General features: G+C 68.4%; 16 protein-coding genes. 13 read left to right on the top strand and 3 right to left on the bottom strand.

Going from position 1 to position 15635, the window contains the following annotated elements:
- Window positions 1-3: 3 nt before the first annotated feature.
- From cimA to BOO69_RS10340, 4 genes are read left to right on the top strand one after another with little or no spacing between them, the layout of a single operon-like run.
- Window positions 4-1617, top strand: coding sequence for a citramalate synthase (gene cimA, locus BOO69_RS10355; RefSeq protein WP_071972098.1), 1614 nt, complete (start codon window positions 4-6; stop codon window positions 1615-1617).
- A 3-nt stretch (window positions 1618-1620) separates the two neighbouring features.
- On the top strand, window positions 1621-2601 hold the full coding sequence (locus tag BOO69_RS10350) for an alpha/beta hydrolase (protein WP_071972097.1): 981 nt from the start codon (window positions 1621-1623) through the stop codon (window positions 2599-2601).
- Complete coding sequence (locus BOO69_RS10345; RefSeq protein WP_237267438.1) at window positions 2591-3340, top strand: class I SAM-dependent methyltransferase; 750 nt, start codon at window positions 2591-2593, stop codon at window positions 3338-3340. The genes BOO69_RS10350 and BOO69_RS10345 overlap by 11 nt, the downstream gene beginning before the upstream one ends.
- Window positions 3340-4104 carry a squalene/phytoene synthase family protein gene (locus tag BOO69_RS10340; RefSeq protein ID WP_071972096.1) on the top strand — a complete coding sequence of 255 codons (765 nt, stop codon included), beginning with the start codon at window positions 3340-3342 and terminating at the stop codon, window positions 4102-4104. Before BOO69_RS10345 ends, BOO69_RS10340 begins: the two co-directional genes overlap by 1 nt.
- Before the next feature lie 17 nt (window positions 4105-4121).
- Here BOO69_RS10340 and BOO69_RS10335 read toward each other — a convergent pair whose 3' ends face one another.
- Complete coding sequence (locus BOO69_RS10335) at window positions 4122-5390, bottom strand: MFS transporter (protein ID WP_071972095.1); 1269 nt, start codon at window positions 5388-5390, stop codon at window positions 4122-4124.
- Window positions 5391-5493: 103 nt separating this feature from the next.
- Between BOO69_RS10335 and BOO69_RS10330 the strand changes: the two genes are divergently transcribed.
- The 4 genes from BOO69_RS10330 (at window position 5494) to BOO69_RS10315 (ending at window position 8226) form a co-directional block, all read left to right on the top strand.
- Entirely contained in the window at window positions 5494-6222 is a 729-nt protein-coding gene (locus BOO69_RS10330; protein WP_071972094.1) for a precorrin-6A/cobalt-precorrin-6A reductase, read from the top strand.
- Window positions 6219-6854, top strand: coding sequence for a DNA-3-methyladenine glycosylase family protein (locus BOO69_RS10325; protein ID WP_237267437.1), 636 nt, complete (start codon window positions 6219-6221; stop codon window positions 6852-6854). The genes BOO69_RS10330 and BOO69_RS10325 overlap by 4 nt, the downstream gene beginning before the upstream one ends.
- Window positions 6851-7516, top strand: coding sequence for an alpha/beta hydrolase (locus BOO69_RS10320; RefSeq protein ID WP_071972092.1), 666 nt, complete (start codon window positions 6851-6853; stop codon window positions 7514-7516). The genes BOO69_RS10325 and BOO69_RS10320 overlap by 4 nt, the downstream gene beginning before the upstream one ends.
- Window positions 7517-7641: 125 nt before the next feature.
- Window positions 7642-8226 (top strand): HNH endonuclease, encoded by a 585-nt coding sequence (locus tag BOO69_RS10315; protein WP_071972091.1) that lies wholly within the window; start codon window positions 7642-7644, stop codon window positions 8224-8226.
- Between the two features lie 237 nt (window positions 8227-8463).
- On the opposite strand, the gene xth is transcribed toward BOO69_RS10315, so the two are convergent.
- Window positions 8464-9246 (bottom strand): exodeoxyribonuclease III, encoded by a 783-nt coding sequence (gene xth / locus BOO69_RS10310; protein ID WP_071972090.1) that lies wholly within the window; start codon window positions 9244-9246, stop codon window positions 8464-8466.
- A gap of 67 nt (window positions 9247-9313) precedes the next feature.
- Entirely contained in the window at window positions 9314-9637 is a 324-nt protein-coding gene (locus tag BOO69_RS10305) for a HesB/IscA family protein (RefSeq protein WP_071972089.1), read from the bottom strand.
- Window positions 9638-9730: 93 nt separating this feature from the next.
- On the opposite strand from BOO69_RS10305, the gene BOO69_RS10300 reads away from it, so the two are divergent.
- The 5 genes from BOO69_RS10300 to BOO69_RS10280 all read left to right on the top strand — a co-directional run bounded on the left by BOO69_RS10300 (window position 9731) and on the right by BOO69_RS10280 (window position 15624).
- On the top strand, window positions 9731-10903 hold the full coding sequence (locus tag BOO69_RS10300) for a deoxyguanosinetriphosphate triphosphohydrolase (RefSeq protein WP_071972088.1): 1173 nt from the start codon (window positions 9731-9733) through the stop codon (window positions 10901-10903).
- An 82-nt stretch (window positions 10904-10985) separates the two neighbouring features.
- On the top strand, window positions 10986-12731 hold the full coding sequence (gene argS / locus BOO69_RS10295) for an arginine--tRNA ligase (RefSeq protein ID WP_071972087.1): 1746 nt from the start codon (window positions 10986-10988) through the stop codon (window positions 12729-12731).
- Window positions 12732-12807: 76 nt separating this feature from the next.
- A complete protein-coding gene (locus tag BOO69_RS10290) occupies window positions 12808-13827 on the top strand; it encodes an SPOR domain-containing protein (RefSeq protein ID WP_083545669.1) in 1020 nt (339 codons plus the stop codon).
- Window positions 13827-14834: a beta-N-acetylhexosaminidase gene (nagZ, locus tag BOO69_RS10285; protein WP_071972086.1), complete on the top strand. Its 1008-nt coding sequence runs from the start codon at window positions 13827-13829 to the stop codon at window positions 14832-14834. The genes BOO69_RS10290 and nagZ overlap by 1 nt, the downstream gene beginning before the upstream one ends.
- Window positions 14827-15624 (top strand): segregation and condensation protein A, encoded by a 798-nt coding sequence (locus BOO69_RS10280; RefSeq protein WP_071972085.1) that lies wholly within the window; start codon window positions 14827-14829, stop codon window positions 15622-15624. The genes nagZ and BOO69_RS10280 overlap by 8 nt, the downstream gene beginning before the upstream one ends.
- Window positions 15625-15635: the final 11 nt, after the last annotated feature.

Genomic DNA, 15635 nt, shown 5'->3' with positions numbered 1-15635 from the left:
GTCATGAAGGAACGGCTCTACATCTACGACACCACCCTGCGCGACGGGCAGCAGACGCAGGACGTGCAGTTCTCGACGGACGAGAAACAGCAGATCGCCCGCGCGCTCGACGCGCTGGGGGTGGACTACATCGAAGGCGGCTGGCCCGGTGCCAACCCCACCGACAATGCCTTCTTCGATGCGGCACCGAAGACACGGGCCAAGATGACCGCCTTCGGCATGACCAAGCGGCTGGGGATCTCGGCGCAGAACGACGACGTTCTGGCGGCGGTGATGAACGCGGGAACGGCCAGCGTCTGTCTGGTGGGCAAGGCGCACGAGTTCCACGTCACCCGAGCCCTCGGCATCACGCCCGACGAGAACCTCGGCCTGCTGCGCGACAGTGTCGGCCACCTCGTGGCCTCGGGCCGCGAAGCGCTTTTCGATGCGGAACACTTCTTTGACGGCTACAAGGCCAACCCGGAGTACGCCCTGTCCTGCCTGCGGACCGTGCTGGAGGCCGGGGCGCGCTGGATCGTGCTTTGCGACACCAACGGCGGCACGCTGCCGGTCGAGGTCGGTCGGATCACGGCCGAGGTCATCGCCGCGGGCATTCCCGGCGACCGGCTGGGCATCCACACCCATGACGACACCGACAACGCGGTGGCCTGCACGCTGGCCGCCGTGGACGCGGGCGCACGGCAGATACAGGGCACGCTCAATGGCCTTGGCGAACGCTGCGGCAATGCCAACCTGACGGCGCTGATCCCGATCCTGCTGCTCAAGGAGCCCTATGCCAGCCGGTACGAGACCGGCATCACCCCTGCGGCGCTCAAGACGCTCACACGCACCAGCCGGATGCTGGACGAGATCCTGAACCGGGTGCCGCAGAAACAGGCGGCCTTCGTCGGCGCGTCGGCCTTTGCGCACAAGGCGGGGCTGCACGCCAGCGCGATCCTGAAGGATCCCAGCACCTACGAGCACATCGAACCCGCGACGGTGGGCAACACCCGGATCATCCCGATGTCCAACCAGGCCGGGCAATCCAACCTGCGCCGCCGCCTGACGGAGGCGGGGCTGGACGTGGCCAAGGGCGATCCGGCGCTGGCGCGGATCCTCGAGGAGGTCAAGGCGCGCGAGGCGATGGGATATGCCTACGACACCGCGCAGGCCAGTTTCGAGCTGCTCGCACGCGAGGCACTGGGCCAGATGCCCGAGCTTTTCGAGGTCAAGCGGTACCGCGTCACGGTGGAGCGGCGCAAGAACAAGTACAACCGCATGGTCAGCGTGTCCGAGGCCGTGGTGGTGGTCAAGGTCGACGGCGAGAAACGCCTTTCGGTCAGTGAATCGATGGACGAGGACGGCAACGACCGCGGCCCGGTCAACGCGCTGTCGAAGGCGCTGGCCAAGGACCTCGGCCAGTATTCGGCACTGATCGAGGACATGCGCCTGATCGACTTCAAGGTGCGCATCACCCAAGGCGGCACAGAGGCCGTGACCCGCGTCATCATCGACAGCGAGGACGGGCAGGGCAACCGCTGGTCCACCGTGGGGGTCAGCGCCAACATCGTCGACGCCAGTTTCGAGGCGCTGCTGGACGCGATCCGCTGGAAACTGATCCGCGATCTCGGGGCCTGACGGATGCTGTCGTCCATCGTCCGCATCGCGCTGACCTCTGCCGTCGTGGCCGGGGCAGGGGCGCTGGCGCTGATCTTTACCCAGCGTCCCGGCCCCATGCCGGGCAAGGGCGGTCTCGATTTCAGTGCCAGCCTGTCGACACCCCGGCCGGACCCGGCGCCCCTGCAATCCGTCGCCATGCGCGATGGCTACGCGCTTCAGGTCCGCGCCTTCGACAGTGGCCGTGAAAACGCGCCGATGCTTGTGCTGGTGCACGGCTCCGGCTGGCACGGGCTCCAGTTCGACGGCCTTGCCCGGCGGTTGAGCGCGACCGCGGACGTGCTGGTGCCGGACCTGCGCGGCCATGGCACCCGGCCCGGCAACCGTGGAGACGTCGACTATATCGGGCAGCTCGAGGACGACCTCGCCGACCTGATCGAGGCCCGGCGCGCGCCGGGGCAGAAGGTGATCCTGGGCGGTCATTCCTCGGGCGGCGGGCTGGTGGTGCGCTTTGCCGGGGGGCGGCACGGCGGGCTCATCGACGGTGCGGTGCTGCTTGCGCCGTTCCTCAAGCACAACGCGCCGACGACGCGTCCGAATTCCGGGGGCTGGGCAAGGCCGCTGACCCGGCGGATCATCGGGCTGAGCATGCTGAACGCGGTGGGCATCACGGCACTGAACGACCTGCCGGTGATCCAGTTCGACATGCCGCGAACGGTGCTGGATGGCCCGCTGGGTGATACGGCGACCACGCGCTATTCCTATCGGCTGAACAGCTCCTACGCGCCGCGGGCCGACTACCTGTCCGACGTGGCCGCGCTGCCGCCCTTTCTGCTCGTGGCGGGGACGGAGGACGAAGCCTTCGACGCGGGCGCGTACCAGCCGACCATGCAGGCCGTGACCGAGAGGGGCCGGTATGTGCTGGTCCCCGGCGCGGGCCACCTCGGCATCGTGGATGCAGCCGCCACGCAGGCCGCCATACAAGGGTTTCTCGATGAGTTCTGACGACGACATGACCGCCTTCTTTCAACTGCACCGCGACCTCCCGCGCGAGGGGCCGGGCGAGGCAGCCGACGTGGCATGGGCCGCGGACCGGGCCGGCGTGGCGGATACGGCGCGGATCGTGGACGTGGCCTGCGGCCCCGGCGGCGACATCGCGGCCCTGCTGGAGGCCGCGCCGCGCGGCCACGTGACGGCGCTGGACCTGACCGCGCATTTCGTGGACGCGGCGCGGGCCCGCTGGCTGGACGATCCGCGCGTCACGCTGCTGCGCGCCGACATGGCGTCGATCCGCAACGAGTACGATTTCATCTGGTGCGCGGGGGCGATCTATTTCATCGGCATCACCGAAGCCCTGACCGCCTGGCGCAAGGCACTGCGACCGGGCGGCATAGTGGCCTTTTCCGAAGCCTGCTGGTTCACGGACACGCCGTCCGACAGGGCCGTGGCCCATTGGCGCCAGTACCCGGCGATGACGGATGCCGACGGGATCGCCGCGCGGATTTCCGCCGCGGGATTCGAGACCGTGGCCAGCCGGCGCCTGTCCGGCGCGGCCTGGGAAACCTATTTCGGACCGATCGACGCGCGCATCGCGGCCCTGCGCCCCGGTGCAGACGTGGCCCTTGCCGCGGTCCTCGACGAAGCCGAGGAAGAAGCGGCCTGCTGGCGGGCGCACAGCGATGAATACGGCTATCTCCTGAGCGTGGTGCGGCCTGCGTCGCGGTCCGGCGCGGGGAAGGGCTGATGGCCTTCGGGCCCGATCTGACGGCCTGCGCGGCCTTGGTGGAACGGGGCGATCCGCCGCGGTTCCGCGCCGCCATGGCCGCGCCGGTGGCGGCGCGCCGGGTGTTGTTCCCGCTCTACGCGTTCAACCTCGAAGTCGCCCGCGCGCCCTGGGTCACCCAGGAGACGATGATCGCCGAGATGCGCCTGCAATGGTGGCGCGACGTATGCGAGGAGATCGCCGCGGGCGGTGCCGTCCGGCGTCACGAGGTCGCGGCGCCGCTGGCCGACGCGATCACGGCTGACGATGCGCGCCTGCTGGACGAACTGGTGGCCGCGCGGCGCTGGGACGTCTACCGCGATGCCTTCGAGGACGAGGACCATTTCGCGCGCTACATGGACCAGACCTCCGGCAATCTGGCTTGGGTCGCCGCGCGCAGTCTGGGTGCGGCGGATGAAGCCGTGGTGCGTGATGCGGCGCATGGCGCGGGCATCGCCGCTTGGCTGCGCGCCATCCCCGAGCTGGAGGCGGCGGGCCGCGTGCCGCTGCTGGACGGCACCGCCGACGGGGTCCGCAACCTTGCCCGCGCGGCGCTGGAACGGCTGAAACGCGCCCGAAAGGGCCGCCGCCGCGTATCGCGCGCAGCCGGGGCGGCCCTGCTGCATGTCGGCGCGGCGGAGCCGGTGCTGAAAGCCGCCATCGACGATCCGTCCGCGGTCGCGGAAGGCCGGCTGCCCCACGCGGACGCCGGCCTTGCGTGGCGCGCCCTGACCGGTCGCTGGTAGCTTGGGTCGCTGGTAGCTCAGGCCGCCTGCGTGCCGCGGCGGACCACGAGCCAGGTCAGCGAGCCGCCCGCGAGGATCAGGAAGGGGATCATGGCCCAGTTCACCGCCGCCCAGCCTTCGACGGGCGAACCGCCCGAGCAGTTCATCAACCCGCCCGAGGCGAGCGATGCCATGGTCACCCCGCCGAACACGATCAGGTCGTTGAGGCCCTGCATCCGCCCCCGTTCGTGGGGGGCATGGGCCCCCGCGAGCATGGTCGTCGCCCCGATGAAGCCGAAGTTCCAGCCGAGCCCGAGCAGGATCAGCGCGATGAAGAAATTCTCCAGCGCCACGCCCTGAAGCGCGACGAGGCCCGCACCGGCAAGGATCAGGATGCCGAGGCCCATGATCCGCTCCACGCCGAAACGCGCGATCAGGTGGCCGGTAAAGAAGGACGGGGCGAACATCGCCAGCACGTGACCCGTGACCACGTTCGACGCGATGTCGAGAAAGGATTTCATCCGCTCGGTTTCCGTCATGCCGGCGGTCGCACCCGGCCCCAGCAGGTCCCCGCTCAGCCCGCAGCCGACGACGGCCAGCGGCGTCGAGGTCATCACGAGGTTCATGAGCGCATAGGCCACGGTGCCGCAGATCACCGCCACGGCGATGCGCGGCGTGCGGATCAGCTCCATCCGGCTGCGGCCCCGCGGCGCGTCATGGGCCGGCACCGGCGGCCTGGGGATGTCGATGAACAGGAACAGCAGGCTGCCGAGCAGGTTGACCCCGATCGCGGCGATGTAGGTGCCGAGAAAGGGGATCACGTAGGCATCTGCCGTCCACTTGACGATCTGCGGGCCGATCACGGCCGAGACAAGGCCGCCAGCCATGACGTAGGAGATCGCCTTGGGGCGAAAGGCCTCGGACGCGGTATCGGCGGCGGCGAAGCGGTAGAACCCCTGTGCGGACATGTAGACCCCGGTCAGCAGCGATCCGGCGAGGAAGATGGGGAAGGACGCCACGTAGAGACCGTAGGCCCCGACGGCCCCACCCAGCGCACCGCCGGTCGCGCCGAGGAAAAATCCGGCGCGGCGACCGTACTTCTGCATGATTGCCGAAACCGGCGTCGCAGAGAGCATGGAACCCAGAACGATCATCGAGATCGGCAGCGTGGCGAAACAGACGTTGCTGGCGAGCGACTGGCCCGCAAGCCCGCCGACCACGAAGAGCATGGGCATCTGGGCCCCAAGAAACGCCTGCGCGAGCACGAGAATGGTTACATTGCGCTTCGCGCGGCTGTCGTCGATCATGGGTACCGGTCCTTGCTTCGGCCAAGGCGTACTCCTGCGGGAACGGGGGGGCAAGCCCCGGTGGCACCCTTGCTCCCGCGCCGGCGGTGGCTAATGTCGGACCATGACGCGCAGAATCCTTCTTCTGGCAGGCAGCGCCGAGGCCCGCCGCATCGCCGTGGCCCTGCGGGACGAAGGGGCCGTGGTGCAGGCGCTGGTGTCCGAACCGCCGCGCGGCCCGGACCCGATGCCGGTGCCCTGCCGGCTGACCGCCTTCGACGATCCGGGCCGGCTGGCCGCGGAGATGGCATCGGTTGATGCCGTGATCGACGCAAGCCACGGCTTCGACGGCCTGATGAGCCGGACCGGCCATGCCGCCGCGCTGATCGCCGGCCGGCCCTTCGTGAGCCTGTCGCGTCCCGGCTGGGGCCTCGAGGCGGCGAACTGGCGCGAGGTGCCCGATGTGGCCGCCGCGATGCCGCTGATCGGGACGGGGGCGCGGGTCTTCTCGGCCACCGGCTGGGACAGCCTTCCGCAGTACCGGGCCTTTCGCGGCGCGCGGCTGCTGCTGCGCCAGACGACGCGGCACGGGCGTGTGCCGCCCTACGAGTTCGTGGAACCGGTGTTCGGCAACCCACCCTTCGACGCCGCGCAGGAAGAAGCCCTGTTCCGCGACCTGCGGGTCGACATGCTGATCTGCCGCAATCTGGGCGGCCGTCCCAGCCGCCCCAAGCTGGATGCCGCGCTGGCGCTGGACCTGCCGGTGATCCTGGTCGCGCGGCCCGCGCTGCCCGAAGACGCGCGGGTGTTCACGGAAGTGGAGGCCGTCCTGGACTGGGTCGCGGCGCTGTGAGCGGGACGGGCCGCATCATCAGGTCGGAAGCGGACCTCGCCGAGGGCGCGGCGTGGCTCGCCGCGCGCGAGCCCCGTTTCGCGCCCGTTCTCGAAACCGTCGGCCCGCTACCGCTGCGCCTGAAACCGCAGGGCTTCGCCGCGCTGGTGGACATCATCGTCAGCCAGCAGGTCAGCGTTGCCTCCGCCGACGCGATCCGCGCGCGCTTGCAGGCGGCGGGGCTGGGCGATGCGGCGTCCGTGCGCGCGGTCGACGAAGCGGCACTTTGCGCCGCGGGTCTCAGCCGACCGAAGGCACGTTATGTCGCGGCGCTGGCGCGGGCCGACCTCGACTTCGACGCACTGGCCGGAATGCCGGACGCGGAGGCGGAGGCCCTGTTGCGGACCCAGAAGGGAATCGGGCCCTGGACGGCGCAGATCTACGTGATGTTCGCGCTTGGCCGGGCCGATGGCTTCCCGCCCGGCGATCTCGCCCTGCAGGAGGCGGCGCGACATCTTTTTGGTCTCCCCGCGCGCCCGTCGGCACAGGCGCTCGCCGCGCTGGCGGAGAACTGGTCGCCCTGGCGGTCGGTTGCGGCCCGCGCGCTATTTGCCTACTACCGACAGCTGAAGAACAGGGAAGGGTTGGGATGACACGAGTATTGAACGCAGAACGCCGCGCGCCGAAATCGGGGGAAACGAGATCCGTCGTCGTCTTCCTGCATGGCTACGGGGCGAACGGGGCCGACCTGCTGGGCCTTGCGGACCCGCTGGGCGAACACCTGCCCGATACGCTTTTCGTGGCCCCCGACGCGCCCGAAACCGTGCCGGGGATGCCCAGCGGCTACCAGTGGTTTCCAATCCCCTGGATCGACGGCAGCTCCGAGGAGGAAGCCGAGCGCGGCATGCGCCAGGCGGTTGCCGACCTCGATGCGTTTCTCGACGCGCTGATGGTGGACGAGGACGTGCTCCCGGAGCAGGTCGTGCTCTTTGGCTTTTCGCAGGGCACGATGATGGCGCTGCACGTGGCGCCCCGGCGTGAGGACGCCGTCGCCGGGATCGTCGCCTTCTCCGGCCGGCTGCTCTCGCCCGACCTGCTGAAGGACGAGACGGTGGTGCGTCCGCCGGTGCTGCTGGTCCACGGGGATGCGGATGACGTGGTGCCGCCGCAGTCGCTGCCGCAGGCCGCCGAGGCGCTGCAGGAGGCCGGATGGCAGGATGTCTATGCCCACGTGATGAAGGGCACCGGCCACGGCATCGCCCCCGACGGGTTGAGCGTGGCGCTGGCCTTCATGCGCGACAAGCTGGGTCTGTGAGACGGTTATAAAACTGTCACCTTCGCCGGGTAATCCTGCCCGCGACATCTTGTGCCGATGTTGGACTTGCCAGAGTTCGACCACGAGATATAGTCAAGGCAAACGGGCAGGGGACGGGACCGGACATGGACGGCGATTTCAGGACCGAATTCACCAGGCAGCCGGCGGGGCTGAAACACAGGCCCGCGCTGGTGCTCAACGCGGATTACAGGCCGCTCAGTTACTACCCGCTGTCGCTGTGGCCCTGGCAGGAGGCGATCAAGGCGAAGTGGCTGGACCGGGTGGACATCGTGGCGGAATACGACGACGTGGTCCGAAGCCCCTCGACGGAGATCAGGATCCCGTCGGTCGTCGTCCTGAAAGACTATGTGAAACCTCAAAAGCGCGTGGCCTTCACGCGCTTTAATTTATTTCTGAGGGACGAATTCCGCTGCCAGTACTGCGGCGCGCGGGGGGAGTTGACCTTCGATCACGTGGTGCCGCGCGCCCGGGGCGGCGTGACGTCATGGCAGAACGTGGTGGCGGCCTGTTCGCCCTGCAACCTGCGGAAAGGGTCGAAGTCGCTGCACCAGACGGGACTGTCGCTGCGCAAGCCGCCGCGCCAGCCCGGAGCGGAGGAGTTGCGCAACATGGGCCGCAAGTTCCCGCCGGGCCATCTGCACGAAAGCTGGATGGATTTCCTCTACTGGGACGCGGAACTGGAAGCGTGATCCGAAGGCGCGCGCTGCGCGCGCAGGCGATTATTGATTTTGCGCTGCGGGTCTCACCGTCCCCGGGGTCCGGTGCCGCCCTCGATTGATCCCCGTGCTGGCAGGCGGCCGCCGTCGGCGCAAGCAAAATAGCCGTATCCCCGCAAGCGGGGCCCCGCGGCGATTTTCCTTGCCCCGCCCCCTGCCGCATGCCCTTCGGCGCTCAAGCAAGGGCGGCTCCGGACCCGGGAGAGAGGGTCAGAAATCGAGGTCGACCCAGACGGGAACGTGATCGGAGGGTTTGTCGCCGCCCCGGACGTCGCGGTCGATCTGGCAGTCGCGCAGCCAGTCCGCGCAGGCCGGCGACAGCAGGAAATGATCGATCCGGATCCCGTTGTTGCGGTTCCACGCGCCCGCCTGGTAGTCCCAGAAACTGTAATGGCCCGGGCCCTGGGTGCGGGCGCGGAAGGCATCCGTCAGCCCGAGGTTCAGCAGGCGGCGGAATTTCTCGCGCGCGGCGGGGCGGAACAGCGCGTCGTCGCGCCAGCTGTCGGGTTTGGCGGCGTCCTCGGCCTGGGGAATGATGTTGTAATCCCCCGCCATCAGGAACGGCATTTCCTCGGCCAGCAGGGTTTCGGCACGCGCGCGCAGACGGTCCATCCATGCCAGCTTGTAGTCGAACTTGGGCCCCGGCGCCGGGTTCCCGTTGGGCAGGTAGAGCCCGCAGACGCGCAGCGCCGCGTGATCGTCCACGACGGTCGCCTCGATATAGCGGGACTGGTCGTCGTCATCGTCGCCGGGCAGGCCGCGGCTCACGTCCTCCAGCGGATGTTTCGACAGGATCGCCACGCCGTTGAAGGATTTCTGGCCATGGGTCTCGACGTTGTAACCGCGGTCTTCGAACAGGTCCCGCGGAAAGGCGTCGTCCACCGACTTGATTTCCTGCAGCACCACCACGTCGGGCTTGGCCGCGTCGAGCCAGGCGGGCAGCGCCTCGGCCCTGGCCTTGATGCCGTTGATGTTGAAGGTGGCTATCTTCATCCGCGCGCTCCCTGCCGGCTGTCCCTGCTATCGCCGATCCGGCGCCGGGGGGCAAGGGGAAGGGGGATCACATGGAGAAGGACGTGCCGCAGCCGCAGGCCGAGGTGGCGTTGGGATTCTCGATGGTGAACCGCGCGCCGATCAGTTCCTCGGAGAAGTCGATGACCGCGTTGGCGAGAAACGGCAGCGACACGCTGTCCACCACCACCTTCTGGCCGGAGCCTTCGAGAACGAGGTCGTCGTCCTTGGGCTCGTCAAGGGCGATGTCGTACTGGAAGCCCGAGCATCCGCCCCCCTCCACCGCGACGCGCAGCGCCTTGCCCTGGTCGCCGGCGCCGATCTCGGCGAGGCGTTCGAAGGCGCGGGAGGTGACTTTGGGCGGCATGTTCATCGGACATCTCCGTTCTGGGCATTGCGGGCCGGTTTCCATTGCCGGCCAGCTTCAATATAGAAGTCCGCAGGACAGGCTACAAGGACCGGCCACATGCACGCGCCCTATGCCTCCGATCCGTCGCGCGCCCGGGGACGGCGCGTGCCGGAGGAGGAAAGCACCTTCCGCTCCTGCTACCAGCGGGACCGGGACAGGATCATCCATGCCAGCGCCTTTCGGCGGCTCAAGCATAAGACGCAGGTCTTCGTCGAGCACGAGGGCGATTACTACCGCACCCGGCTGACCCACTCGATCGAGGTCGCGCAGGTGGCGCGGACGATCTCGGGCGCCCTTCGCCTGAACGCGGAACTCACGGAGGCGGTGGCGCTGGCCCACGATCTGGGCCATACGCCCTTCGGCCACACCGGGGAGGACGCGCTGCACGCGCTCATGCAGCCCTACGGCGGGTTCGACCACAACGCCCAGGCGATCCGCATCGTCACCCGGCTGGAACGGCACTATGCCGCCTTCGACGGGCTGAACCTGACCTGGGACACGCTGGAGGGCATCGCCAAGCACAATGGCCCGGTAACCGCCGGGCAGGGCGGGGATCCGGCGACCGCGGCACTGCCCTACGCGCTGGCCGAGTACAATGCGATTCACGACCTCGAGCTGCACACCCATGCCAGCGCGGAGGCCCAGGTCGCGGCCCTGTCCGACGACATCGCCTACAACAATCACGACCTGCACGACGGTTTGCGGGCCGGTCTCTTCACCGAAGGCGAGATCGCGGAACTGCCGCTGATCGGCCCGGCCTACGCCGAGGTCGACCGGCTCTATCCCGACACCGACAGCTACCGCCGCAGGCACGAGGCCCTGCGCCGGGTCTTCGGCGTGATGGTGGCGGACGTGATCGAGACATCGGGCGCGGCGCTGGCGGCCTCGGCCGCGCGGAGCCCGCAGGATATCCGGCACCTCGGCCGTCCTGTCGTGCAATTCTCGCAGGGGATGTGGCAGGACATCCGGGCGATCCGGGACTTCCTGTTCCAGCGGATGTACCGTGCCCCCTCCGTCATGCGAAAGCGCGACGAGGTCACCCGTGTCGTGAACGACCTGTTCCCCCTCTTTCTCGAGAACCCCGACCTGCTGCCGCAGCACTGGGCGCGCCACATCGCCGAAGCGGGACAGGACCGGACGACGCTGGCGCGCATGGTGGCCGATTACATCGCCGGGATGACCGACCGCTTCGCCATCGGAGAACACGCGCGCCTGATCGGTTCGGCCTGACCGGCCGCAGGACCACGGGCCAAGTCCGATTGACTGGCCCGGTCCAAGTGGTACATGGGGGCCAACAGGAAAGAGCCCCAGAATGAACCTATTTGCCGACATCCGCGATGTGATCCTCAGCTGTCTGGACCAGTTGGTCGCAGAAGGTGTGCTGCCCGCCCGGCTCGACACCGATGCGATCACGGCCGAACCGCCGCGCGATCCCGCGCACGGGGACATGGCGACGAACGCGGCGATGGTGCTCGCGAAACCCGCGAAGATGAAGCCGCGCGACATCGCCGAGGCGCTGGCGGCAAAGCTGGGGACCGATGCGCGCGTGACCTCGGCCGAGGTGGCCGGACCGGGGTTTCTCAACCTGCGGCTGGCGCCGTCGGTCTGGCAGGGCATCGCGGCGGAGGTATTGGCGCGGGGCACCGCGTTCGGGCGCGGCGACCTTGGCGCGGGCAAGCGCGTGAACGTCGAATACGTGTCGGCCAACCCCACCGGCCCGCTGCACGTCGGCCACACCCGTGGCGCGGTCTTCGGCGATGCCCTGGCCAGCCTGCTGGATTTCGCGGGCTACGAGGTGACGCGCGAATACTACATCAACGACGGCGGCGCGCAGGTGGATGTCCTCGCGCGGTCGGTCTACCTGCGCTACCTCGAAGCGCACGGTCAGGAAGTCGCCTTTCCCGATGGCACCTATCCGGGCGACTACCTGATCGCGGTGGGCGAGGCGCTGAAGGACAAGGTAGGCGACGCCTATGTCGACGCAGGCGAGGACGTCTGGCTGGCAGAGGTGCGCAACTTCGCGACGGATCGGATGATGGACCTCATCCGCGCCGATCTGGCCGCGCTGGGTGTCGAGATGGATGTGTTCTACTCCGAGAAATCGCTCTACGGCACCGGCCGGATCGAGGCGGCGCTCGACGATCTCAAGGCCAAGGGCCTGATCTACGAAGGCGTGCTGGAGCCGCCCAAGGGCAAGACGCCCGAAGACTGGGAGCCGCGCGAACAGACGCTGTTCCGCTCCACCGCGCACGGCGACGACGTCGACCGTCCGGTGATGAAATCCGATGGCGGCTGGACCTATTTCGCGCCCGACATCGCCTATCACTACGACAAGGTGCAGCGCGGTTTCGACCTGCTGATCGACGTGTTCGGCGCCGATCATGGCGGCTACGTCAAGCGGATGAAGGCAGCCGTTTCGGCCCTGTCCGAGGGCAAGGTGCCGCTGGACATCAAGCTGACGCAGCTGGTCAAGCTGTTCAAGAACGGCGAGCCGTTCAAGATGTCCAAGCGGGCAGGGACGTTTGTGACCCTGCGCGACGTGGTGGACGAGGTCGGGCCGGACGTGACCCGTTTCGTGATGCTGACCCGCAAGAACGACGCGATGCTCGACTTCGACTTCGACAAGGTGCTGGAGCAGAGCCGCGAAAACCCGGTGTTCTATGTCCAGTACGCCCACGCGCGGGTGGCGTCGGTGCTGCGCAAGGCGGCGGAGGCCGGGATCGACACGCAGGATGCGACGCTGGCGGCTGCCGACCTGTCCCGCCTCGACCACGAGGCGGAGCAGACCGTGCTGCGCAAGCTGGCCGAATGGCCGCGTCTGGTGGAGACTGCCGCGCGCAGCAACGAACCGCACCGGGTGGCCTTCTATCTCTACGAACTCGCCTCTGACTTCCACTCGCTGTGGAACCGGGGGAACGAGGTGCCGGAACTGCGCTTCCTGCAGGAAGACGACGTTGCCACCAGCCAGGCAAAAATCGCGCTTGCCCGGTCCGCGGCGATTGTAATTGCGGCAGGGCTTGGTATTCTCGGGGTCAATCCGGCGCAAGAGATGCGATAAGCACGTGCGGCGCCGCTGACAGGCAACCCCGATCCAGACCCGCGCGGCGATGTATCTCGCGGGCAGTGAGGCACAAATGGCAGATTTCAACACGACCTCCCCCACGGGGGAATACCCTTTTGAATCCGCGTCCGAAACCGGTGCAACTGCGGCGGCCAAGCGCCTGAAAAGGCTGACGAACATCGCAGGCGCCGCGGTTTCGCTCGCGCTGATCGCGGGCATCGGCGTCTGGGGCTACAAGCTGCTCGTGCGGGATGTCAGCGGCATTCCGGTGGTCCGCGCGGCCAGCGGCGACATGCGTGTGCGGCCCGAGGAACCGGGAGGCGAACTGGCCGATCATCAGGGCCTTTCCGTCAACGTGATCGCCGCCGAAGGCACGGCCGGCAGGCCCGCGGATGAGCTGCGGCTGGCGCCCAAACCCATCGACCTTGCCGAGGAAGACCAGGTGGTTCAGGCGTCGATGGTGACAGATGCGCAACAGGAGCGCGAAACCGCCGCCCCGGCGCCCGCCGCTGTCTCGGCGGACGAGGTCGCGACCGCGCTTGAATCCGGAAACGTCGATGATCTGGTGGCCAAGCTGACCGACGGCGTCGCCCCCATGGCCGACATCGACGACGAGACCGACGCCATCGTGGCCGAAGTCACCGAGGACGTCGTCGCCGAGGTGGTCGAGGCCGAAGAGGAACGGTCGGCCACGGTGATCGACGCGCCCGGCGTGCGCTACTCGCTGCGGCCCAAGCGGCGGCCCGCCGAACTGGCCGTAATCACCCGCGCCTCCCTGACGACCCCCGCCGCGGCGCCTGCCGCCCCGGCGACGGAAGAGGTCGATCCGGCCACGCTGCCGACCGGCACCCGGCTGGCGCAGCTTGGCGCCTTCGACAGCGCAGAGGTCGCCCGCGAACAATGGGACCAGTTGCAGGGCCGGTTCGGCATGTACATGGGCGACAAGAAGCGCGTGATCCAGAAGGCATCGAGCGGCGGCCGCGTGTTCTATCGCCTGCGCGCCATGGGGTTCGAGGACATCGCGGACGCACGCCGCTTCTGCTCCGCGCTCGTGGCCGAAAACGCGGACTGCATTCCGGTGGTGACCCGCTGATGGCCCCCTTCGGGGCGACGATTCTGGACGCGGATGGGCTGCGGCTGACGCCGGACGAACGCGCGTTCTTTCGCGATCTGCGGCCCTTCGGCTTCATCCTGTTCGCCCGGAACATCGACGCGCCCGACCAGGTCCGCGCCCTGTGCGACGAGATGCGCGAGGCGGCTGGCCATGACGCCGTGATCACCATCGACCAGGAAGGCGGGCGCGTGCAGCGCCTGCGCGCGCCGCACTGGCGCGAATGGCTGCCGCCGCTCGACTTCGTCGCACGGGCAGGGGACGGGGCTGAGCGGGCGATGTACCTGCGCCACCGCCTGATCGCCGCCGAACTGCATGCGCTTGGCATCGACAGCAACTGTGCCCCCATGGTCGATGTGGCCGGACCCGGGACGCATGACTTCCTGCGCAACCGCTGCTACGGCACGGAGCCCGCGCGCGTCGCGACGCTGGGCCGCGCGGCGGGTCAGGGCATGCTCGACGGCGGCGTGCTGCCGGTGGTCAAGCACATTCCCGGCCACGGTCGCGCCACGATGGACAGCCACTTCGATCTCCCGCGCGTCGATGCCCCCCATGCCGATCTGAGCGCGGTGGATTTCGCCCCGTTCAAGGCCCTGAACGATCTGCCCATGGGGATGACGGCACACCTCGTCTACAGCGCGATCGACACCGCCCCCGCGACCTGTTCGCCCGCCGTCATGTCCCTGATCCGCGACGAGATGGACTTTGACAACCTTATCATGACCGACGACCTGTCGATGAAGGCGCTTCAGGGCAGCCACGTGGACAGCACCCGTGCCGCACTGGCGGCGGGTTGCGACGTGGCGCTTTATTGCAATCAACCACTGGCCGACCGTGTCGCCGTGGCCGAAGCCGCGGGCGAGATGACGACCACCGCCCAGACCCGTGCCGAGCGCGCGCTGGCCATGCGCCGGCCCCCCGACGACGTTGACATTCCCGCACTGGAAAGCGAACTTGAGGCGCTTTTGGGCGGGGCGGGTCATGGCTGACACCACATTCGAGGAAGACAGGATCTCGGTCGCCGAACGCCGCGCCGCCGAGGCCCTGATCGTGGACGTGGACGGGTTCGAGGGGCCTCTGGACCTCCTGCTTACCCTCAGCCGGACGCAGAAGGTCGACCTGCGCAAGGTCTCCGTCCTGCAACTGGCGCGCCAGTACCTCGCCTTCGTGGAAAAGGCCAAGGCGCTGCGGCTGGAACTGGCGGCCGACTATCTCGTGATGGCGGCATGGCTTGCCTTTCTGAAGTCCCGTCTGCTGCTGCCGCCCGATCCGACCGAAGAGGGACCGTCGGGCGAGGAACTGGCCGCACATCTGGCGTTCCAGCTGGAACGGCTGCAAGCGATGCGCGATGCCGCCGCACGGCTGATGGCCCGCGATCAGCTGGGGCGCGATTTCTTTGCGCGCGGCCAGACGCACGAGGTCGAGAGGGTCCGCCGGGTGACTTATACCGCGACCCTGCTGGACCTGATGCAGGGCTATGCCCGCATCCGCACCCGTGACGAATTCCGCCCCTTCGTCATGGACCGCGACAAGGTCTACACCATGGAACAGGCGCTCGACCGGATGCGGGGGCTGATCGGCTACGCCGGGGACTGGGGCGACCTGATGAGCTTCCTGCCCGAAGGCTGGGAAAGCGATCCGGTGCGGCGGCGTTCCGCGACGGCGGCGACCTTTGCCGCCTCGCTGGAACTGGTCAAGGAAGGGCACCTCGAGTTGCGGCAATCCGATACCTTTGCCCCGATCCAGTTACGAAAAAGGAACGAACCGCGTGGCGGATGACACCCAAGACA

The sequence above is a fragment of the Sulfitobacter alexandrii genome, from assembly GCF_001886735.1.
Lineage (GTDB): Bacteria > Pseudomonadota > Alphaproteobacteria > Rhodobacterales > Rhodobacteraceae > Sulfitobacter > Sulfitobacter alexandrii.
This window is presented reverse-complemented; position numbering and strand designations above follow the sequence as displayed.

Coding starts and splice junctions, on each gene's coding strand:
- BOO69_RS10335 (WP_071972095.1), bottom strand. CDS start 5,390: ATGATCGACGACAGCCGCGCGAAGCGCAATGTAACCATTCTCGTGCTC.
- BOO69_RS10315 (WP_071972091.1), top strand. CDS start 7,642: ATGGACGGCGATTTCAGGACCGAATTCACCAGGCAGCCGGCGGGGCTG.
- nagZ (WP_071972086.1), top strand. CDS start 13,827: ATGGCCCCCTTCGGGGCGACGATTCTGGACGCGGATGGGCTGCGGCTG.
- BOO69_RS10300 (WP_071972088.1), top strand. CDS start 9,731: ATGCACGCGCCCTATGCCTCCGATCCGTCGCGCGCCCGGGGACGGCGC.
- cimA (WP_071972098.1), top strand. CDS start 4: ATGAAGGAACGGCTCTACATCTACGACACCACCCTGCGCGACGGGCAG.
- BOO69_RS10320 (WP_071972092.1), top strand. CDS start 6,851: ATGACACGAGTATTGAACGCAGAACGCCGCGCGCCGAAATCGGGGGAA.
- BOO69_RS10345 (WP_237267438.1), top strand. CDS start 2,591: ATGAGTTCTGACGACGACATGACCGCCTTCTTTCAACTGCACCGCGAC.
- argS (WP_071972087.1), top strand. CDS start 10,986: ATGAACCTATTTGCCGACATCCGCGATGTGATCCTCAGCTGTCTGGAC.
- BOO69_RS10280 (WP_071972085.1), top strand. CDS start 14,827: ATGGCTGACACCACATTCGAGGAAGACAGGATCTCGGTCGCCGAACGC.
- BOO69_RS10290 (WP_083545669.1), top strand. CDS start 12,808: ATGGCAGATTTCAACACGACCTCCCCCACGGGGGAATACCCTTTTGAA.
- BOO69_RS10350 (WP_071972097.1), top strand. CDS start 1,621: ATGCTGTCGTCCATCGTCCGCATCGCGCTGACCTCTGCCGTCGTGGCC.
- xth (WP_071972090.1), bottom strand. CDS start 9,246: ATGAAGATAGCCACCTTCAACATCAACGGCATCAAGGCCAGGGCCGAG.
- BOO69_RS10305 (WP_071972089.1), bottom strand. CDS start 9,637: ATGAACATGCCGCCCAAAGTCACCTCCCGCGCCTTCGAACGCCTCGCC.
- BOO69_RS10330 (WP_071972094.1), top strand. CDS start 5,494: ATGACGCGCAGAATCCTTCTTCTGGCAGGCAGCGCCGAGGCCCGCCGC.
- BOO69_RS10340 (WP_071972096.1), top strand. CDS start 3,340: ATGGCCTTCGGGCCCGATCTGACGGCCTGCGCGGCCTTGGTGGAACGG.